Raw genomic sequence first — 4,784 nt, forward strand, 5'->3', positions numbered from 1 at the left:
CGAGCAACAACTGACCATCAACAACCAAGATCAGCCGTTAAATTGACACACCCCCAAGGCTGACGGGCGTCGTCGGCGGTGATGAGGCGAGTGCCGCGCTGTGCCATGGTGCAGCCCGCGCGGTGGACAGCGGCCCCGAGCGGATCTCCTTCGCTCAACTGCTGCTCCACCGGCAGGGCGGGGACCTCAAGTGCCGACCGCTGGGGCTGGGGCTGTTGCCGTAGTCTGTCCGGCGTCGGCCTCCCAGCTGCGGCGAGCGCCGCCCGAACCGCGCCGGCCTGAAGCCGCAGATAGATCTGCACCGTCTGGTTCTCTGCGAGCTGCTGCTCAAGGTGCGCGAGCATTACGCGCAAGCGCGCGGGATCCGATGGCAGCGCATCGCTCATGCGTTCGATTTTATGGCACCGAGGCGGCAGTGCACGGCTCGGTGACACGGGACGCCGCAGGACGGACGCGGCGAGGGCGCATACCAGCGCATTGCTCGTCCGGCGCATTGCCTCTTCGCGACATGTACTCATAGTGGCAACGTGTAAGCAGAGGGTAGCTATCTGCTGAAGCGTGGTCGCACGATCCAACAGAGGGGCACATGAGCGAGCAAGAAGTCACCTTCTATACCCGAACCAACTACACGGGCGACGCCCACACATACGTGGTCGGAGCCGACGAGAACCTCTATCCGGGCGGACTCAACGACAGGTTCAAGTCCGTCAGGGTCGGCCGGAAGGCCAAGGTCCTGGCCTGGCAGCATGACAACCAAAGCGGCAAGTACCGGGAATGGGATCTCGATCAGCCGGACATCTCTGACATCGGCGGACTGACCCGGTTCAAGGTCGTCGAGAGCACGACCTTACCCATCGTGGTACGGCTCCAGGACCTCACCGGCGCCCCAGCCAGGCGGTACAGCCTGAAGATCGCTTCGTACGACGTCGGGGACACCATCGCCTATTCCGGCGACCCGGAGTACGGTCTCGTCGGCGTCATGCCCGAAGACGGCCCGCCGGTCACCACCGCCATCTACGTCCGAGACGAGCACTCTGGCGTCTACGTCGCCGTCGGCGCCATCTACTTCGTCTGGAACTCCAGCACCAAGTCGATCGACGTCGCCGACGCCTCGAACGTCCCCGAGAACCTGGACTACTCGCGGGACGGCCGCAACCAGTTCACCTTCAAACTCACCGAGGTGTAGCCGCCGACGGCGCCGTACAGGCGACGAAGAGGCCGGAGCAACCCGTGCTCCGGCCTCTTCATGTCGAAGCCGAGTCCGCAGTGGCCAACCATCTCTGACCAAAAGCGGCCAACCACCGTTGGACACCGCCCGCTCCCAGCGGACCTCCGGATCCCTGTGGCCAGATATCGGTGGAGGTCCCCCCCCCGTTATCTTCTTCGCGGTCCTGCAAGAGGGCCGCTGGCCTCCGGGCCCGGCATGACTGTTGCCCCCTGTCGATGGGATGACCTGGGGGGTGGTGTCACCGGGCCCGAGGGGTGCCGTCGGAGACGCTGATCAGAGGTCCGGCCACCGTCCGGCCCGGCGCAATGCCGGGCAGCTCGCGGGCGGCAGGTCTGCATAACGTGGATGCGCGCGAACGGCCCCAACCGCCGAGGCCGGCACGCATCGACACATGTGGGGGCACGGTGATCAGCATCGACGGGGTGGGCGTTTTCCTGGGCCTGGACGTCGGCAAGCAGGCGCATCACGGACACGGCCTGACTCCAGCCGGGAAGACCGTCTTCGACAAGGCTCTGCCGAACAGCGAACCCAAGCTGCGGGCCGTCTTCGACAAGCTCACGGCCAAGTTCGGCACGGTCCTGGTGATCGTGGACCAGTCCGCCTCCATCGGCGCACTGCCGCTGACCGTCGCCCGGGACGCCGGCTGCAAGGTCGCCTACCTGCCCGGACTCGCGATGCGGCGGATCGCCGATCTCTACCCCGGCGAGGCCAAAACCGACGCGAAGGACGCCGCGGTCATCGCGGACGCCGCCCGCACCGTGCCCCACACCCTGCGCACCCTTGACCTCGCCGACGAGGTCACCGCGGAGCTGACCATGCTGGTCGGCTTCGACCAGGACCTCGCCGGCGAGGCCAACCGGACCTCCAACCGCATCCGCGGCCTGCTCACCCAGTTCCACCCCAGCCTGGAACGCGTCCTGGGTCCCCGCCTGGACCACCAGGCCGTGACCTGGCTCCTCGAGCGCCACGGATCCCCTCAAGCACTCCGCAAAGCGGGCCGCCGCAAGCTGGTCGAGGTCGTCCGCCCGAGGGCCCCGCGCATGGCCGAACGGCTCGTCGACGACATCTTCACCGCGCTCGACGAGCAGACCGTCACCGTCCCCGGCACCCTCGACGTGATCGTGCCCTCGCTGGCGAAGTCGCTGGCCGCCGTCCATGAACAACGCCGGGCCCTGGAGGCCCGGATCGAGGACCTGCTGGAGGCCCACCCTCTTTCCCAGGTCCTGACGTCGATGCCCGGCATCGGTGTCAGGACCGCCGCAGTCCTCCTGACCACCGTCGGCGACGGCAGCTCCTTCCCGAGCGCCGCCCACCTTGCCTCCTACGCCGGCCTCGCCCCGGCCACGAAGCAGTCCGGCACATCGATCCACCGCGAACACGCCCCCAGAGGCGGGAACCGGCAACTGAAACGGGCGATGTTCCTCTCCGCATTCGCAGCACTTCACGATCCCGCCTCCCGCAGCTACTACGACCGCTGCCGAACCCGAGGCAAAACCCACACCCAGGCCCTCCTCCGCCTCGCCCGCCACCGCATCAGTGTCCTGTTCGCCATGCTCCGCGACGGCACCTTCTACGAATCCCGCAGACCGCACCTCGCTTGACGAAGGACATAGAGGCACCCCCCCCCACGGGCGGCCACCCTGGGCGGGCCGGGCGTGAGCCACAGGCCCCAGGCCGAAGCATCAGTTTTCTTCGGCCCGTTCCGCGTTCCCCCGCTCTGGTTTAGATGACGGCGGGAACAGGTGGTCTTCCAGCGCGGGCAGTCCGAACAGCATGAGAAGCGGCACTACCGGGCCGAGCAGAGCTATCACGATCACGGCGCCTCCCCGGGAAGCTGGCGATCACAGCTACGTGGCAAGCTGGCCACCTTCACCGTGCGCCCGAATGGGGGACGCCGCACATGGGGACGGAGCCCGCATAGGCCGAACGAGTGACGCCCTGTCGCCCGAATCCAGCGCTTGACGACCACCAGCCGCAATGCACGCGACGCGTCGGTTGACCACCAGGATTTACTTGATCCCCACTATGTTTGCGAGATCTCCACGGCATACTGGCTGGTGTGAGTTCTGCCAACGGCAACGGCCAGCAGCCGCCGGACCCAGCTCTCTCGCACGCGGCATCTCTCCCCCGCCTGTCCCAGCGCGAGCAGGACGGCGTCTGGGTTATCGCAGTGCATGGTGACTTCGACGCGGACTCGTCACCCGCCCTGGCCAAAGCACTGGACGCGGCGGCCCGGACATATCCCCGGGTGGTCGTGGACGCGACGGGAATGACCTTCGCGGACTCAACCGTCCTGAACCTGCTGCTGAAGTTCAACCTGACCACGACCGAGCTGCGCGTGGCCGGACCGGCACAACCGTTCCTGAGAGTGCTGGAGCTGACCGGAGCGGACCGCGTTCTCGACATCCGCCCCACCGTCGACGACGCCGTCAAGTCCTGAACAGCCCTACTCGCCTACTCGGCCGCGTCCTCCTTGGCGTGCCGCACTGCGTGCTTGACCGCCTGCTCCAGCTCGGATCGCTTTACGCCCAGGTCGCCCGCATGCTTGATCAGCGCCACCTGGAACTTCTCAGCTGCGCCAGTACGCACGTGCTGCCCGCCTTACTCCTCGCCCTCCTCGCCGTCAAGGCCAGCGAGGGCGGCCATTTCCTCCTCGGCGGCCCAGCCAAGCTCGTCCAGCCGTGCGGCCAACTGCGCGATTCGGCCGCGGCGATTGACGCCATTCGATTCGGGCTGCACCGGGATCTGTGGAAGATGCGCCAGCACTTCAGTCGTGCGACACCCCGCTCGACCGGTGCCCGTGCCGCGGACAGCGCACGGTTGACGGTTTGCTGGGTCAGTGTGAGGTCGCGGCCCGGCGGGCGTCTTAGGGCTCGCAGAGAATCAACATGCTGGTTTGATCTTCGTGGGGCTGCTGTTGTCGAGGAACGCGGTGACGTCAGCGGGTGTCCGGAACCTGGCCGTGGAGGGTGGGATGGTGTAAGCCGTGCTGGGCCAGGAGTGGCTGGACTTGGTGAACGGCCCTGGTGAGGGTGCTGGTGTTGACTCCGAAGAGCTGGGCGAGGAGATCACGGGTGCCGAGTTTGCGCAGGTAGAGCACGGTGGCCAGGACTCTGTCGGCGGTGGTCAGCTTGTCCTTGGCCCCAGCGCCCCGGGCCCGGATACGTTCGCCACCTCGCTGCCGGAGCCGTCCTACTTCTCGTAACTCATCCAGTTTCTGGCTCAGTTGGCCGATGAGTTCGTCCAGCGCCGGTTCGGGCATGCCGGTCAGCTCCGGGCTGCGCAGGCACCCGGTGCAGGGCTGCGGTGACGCGGTGCCGGCCGGCCGTGGGTTCGTGGCTGCACTGGTGGTGTCGCGAGGTGAGGGCTGGAGGGTGTAGTTCCAGTCGCCGTGGAAACGGTGTCGGTGCATGGGCAGGGCGTCGATGTCGCTGTCGGTGACCTTGATGCCGGTGTCGTAAGTGCCGGGTTGAGGTTCCCCCGAGATGCGGGGATGGGTGACACGAATCGAAACCCTCACCGAACACGTCCGCCTGAAACAGCAGCGAGGTTAATG

General features: G+C 66.9%; 7 protein-coding genes and 2 pseudogenes. 3 read left to right on the plus strand and 6 right to left on the minus strand.

What is annotated here, in order from left to right:
* Positions 1–17: 17 nt before the first annotated feature.
* Positions 18–386, minus strand: a complete 369-nt coding sequence (locus ABZ646_RS40145) for a DUF6233 domain-containing protein (protein WP_360530776.1) — start codon at positions 384–386, stop codon at positions 18–20.
* A 200-nt stretch (positions 387–586) separates the two neighbouring features.
* On the opposite strand from ABZ646_RS40145, the gene ABZ646_RS40150 reads away from it, so the two are divergent.
* Both ABZ646_RS40150 and ABZ646_RS40155 read left to right on the plus strand, forming a co-directional pair.
* Entirely contained in the window at positions 587–1,186 is a 600-nt protein-coding gene (locus tag ABZ646_RS40150) for a beta/gamma crystallin domain-containing protein (RefSeq protein WP_360530779.1), read from the plus strand.
* Positions 1,187–1,632: 446 nt separating this feature from the next.
* Positions 1,633–2,829 carry an IS110 family transposase gene (locus ABZ646_RS40155; RefSeq protein ID WP_360530782.1) on the plus strand — a complete coding sequence of 399 codons (1,197 nt, stop codon included), beginning with the start codon at positions 1,633–1,635 and terminating at the stop codon, positions 2,827–2,829.
* An 81-nt stretch (positions 2,830–2,910) separates the two neighbouring features.
* Here ABZ646_RS40155 and ABZ646_RS40160 read toward each other — a convergent pair whose 3' ends face one another.
* On the minus strand, positions 2,911–3,045 hold the full coding sequence (locus ABZ646_RS40160) for a hypothetical protein (protein ID WP_360530785.1): 135 nt from the start codon (positions 3,043–3,045) through the stop codon (positions 2,911–2,913).
* A 242-nt stretch (positions 3,046–3,287) separates the two neighbouring features.
* Here ABZ646_RS40160 and ABZ646_RS40165 point away from each other — a divergent pair, with 242 nt between their 5' ends.
* Entirely contained in the window at positions 3,288–3,668 is a 381-nt protein-coding gene (locus tag ABZ646_RS40165) for an STAS domain-containing protein (protein WP_360530788.1), read from the plus strand.
* 14 nt (positions 3,669–3,682) lie between these two features.
* On the opposite strand, the gene ABZ646_RS40170 is transcribed toward ABZ646_RS40165, so the two are convergent.
* From ABZ646_RS40170 to ABZ646_RS40185, 4 genes and pseudogenes are all read right to left on the minus strand, one after another.
* Positions 3,683–3,817, minus strand: a complete 135-nt coding sequence (locus ABZ646_RS40170) for a hypothetical protein (RefSeq protein ID WP_360530791.1) — start codon at positions 3,815–3,817, stop codon at positions 3,683–3,685.
* Between the two features lie 12 nt (positions 3,818–3,829).
* A complete protein-coding gene (locus tag ABZ646_RS40175; protein ID WP_360530794.1) occupies positions 3,830–3,994 on the minus strand; it encodes a hypothetical protein in 165 nt (54 codons plus the stop codon).
* Positions 3,949–4,098 (minus strand): annotated as a pseudogene (locus ABZ646_RS40180) (transposase family protein); the annotation flags it as partial. The pseudogene ABZ646_RS40180 and the gene ABZ646_RS40175, both read right to left, overlap by 46 nt.
* A 13-nt stretch (positions 4,099–4,111) precedes the next feature.
* Positions 4,112–4,697 (minus strand): annotated as a pseudogene (locus tag ABZ646_RS40185) (transposase family protein); the annotation flags it as partial.
* Positions 4,698–4,784 lie beyond the last annotated feature (87 nt).

The sequence above is a fragment of the Streptomyces sp. NPDC007162 genome, assembly GCF_040634175.1.
Taxonomy (GTDB): domain Bacteria; phylum Actinomycetota; class Actinomycetes; order Streptomycetales; family Streptomycetaceae; genus Streptomyces.

What these genes read in the sequence shown, in the direction of transcription:
- ABZ646_RS40145 (WP_360530776.1), bottom strand. Translation starts at nt 386, where the DNA reads ATGAGCGATGCGCTGCCATCGGATCCCGCGCGCTTGCGCGTAATGCTC.
- ABZ646_RS40150 (WP_360530779.1), top strand. Translation starts at nt 587, where the DNA reads ATGAGCGAGCAAGAAGTCACCTTCTATACCCGAACCAACTACACGGGC.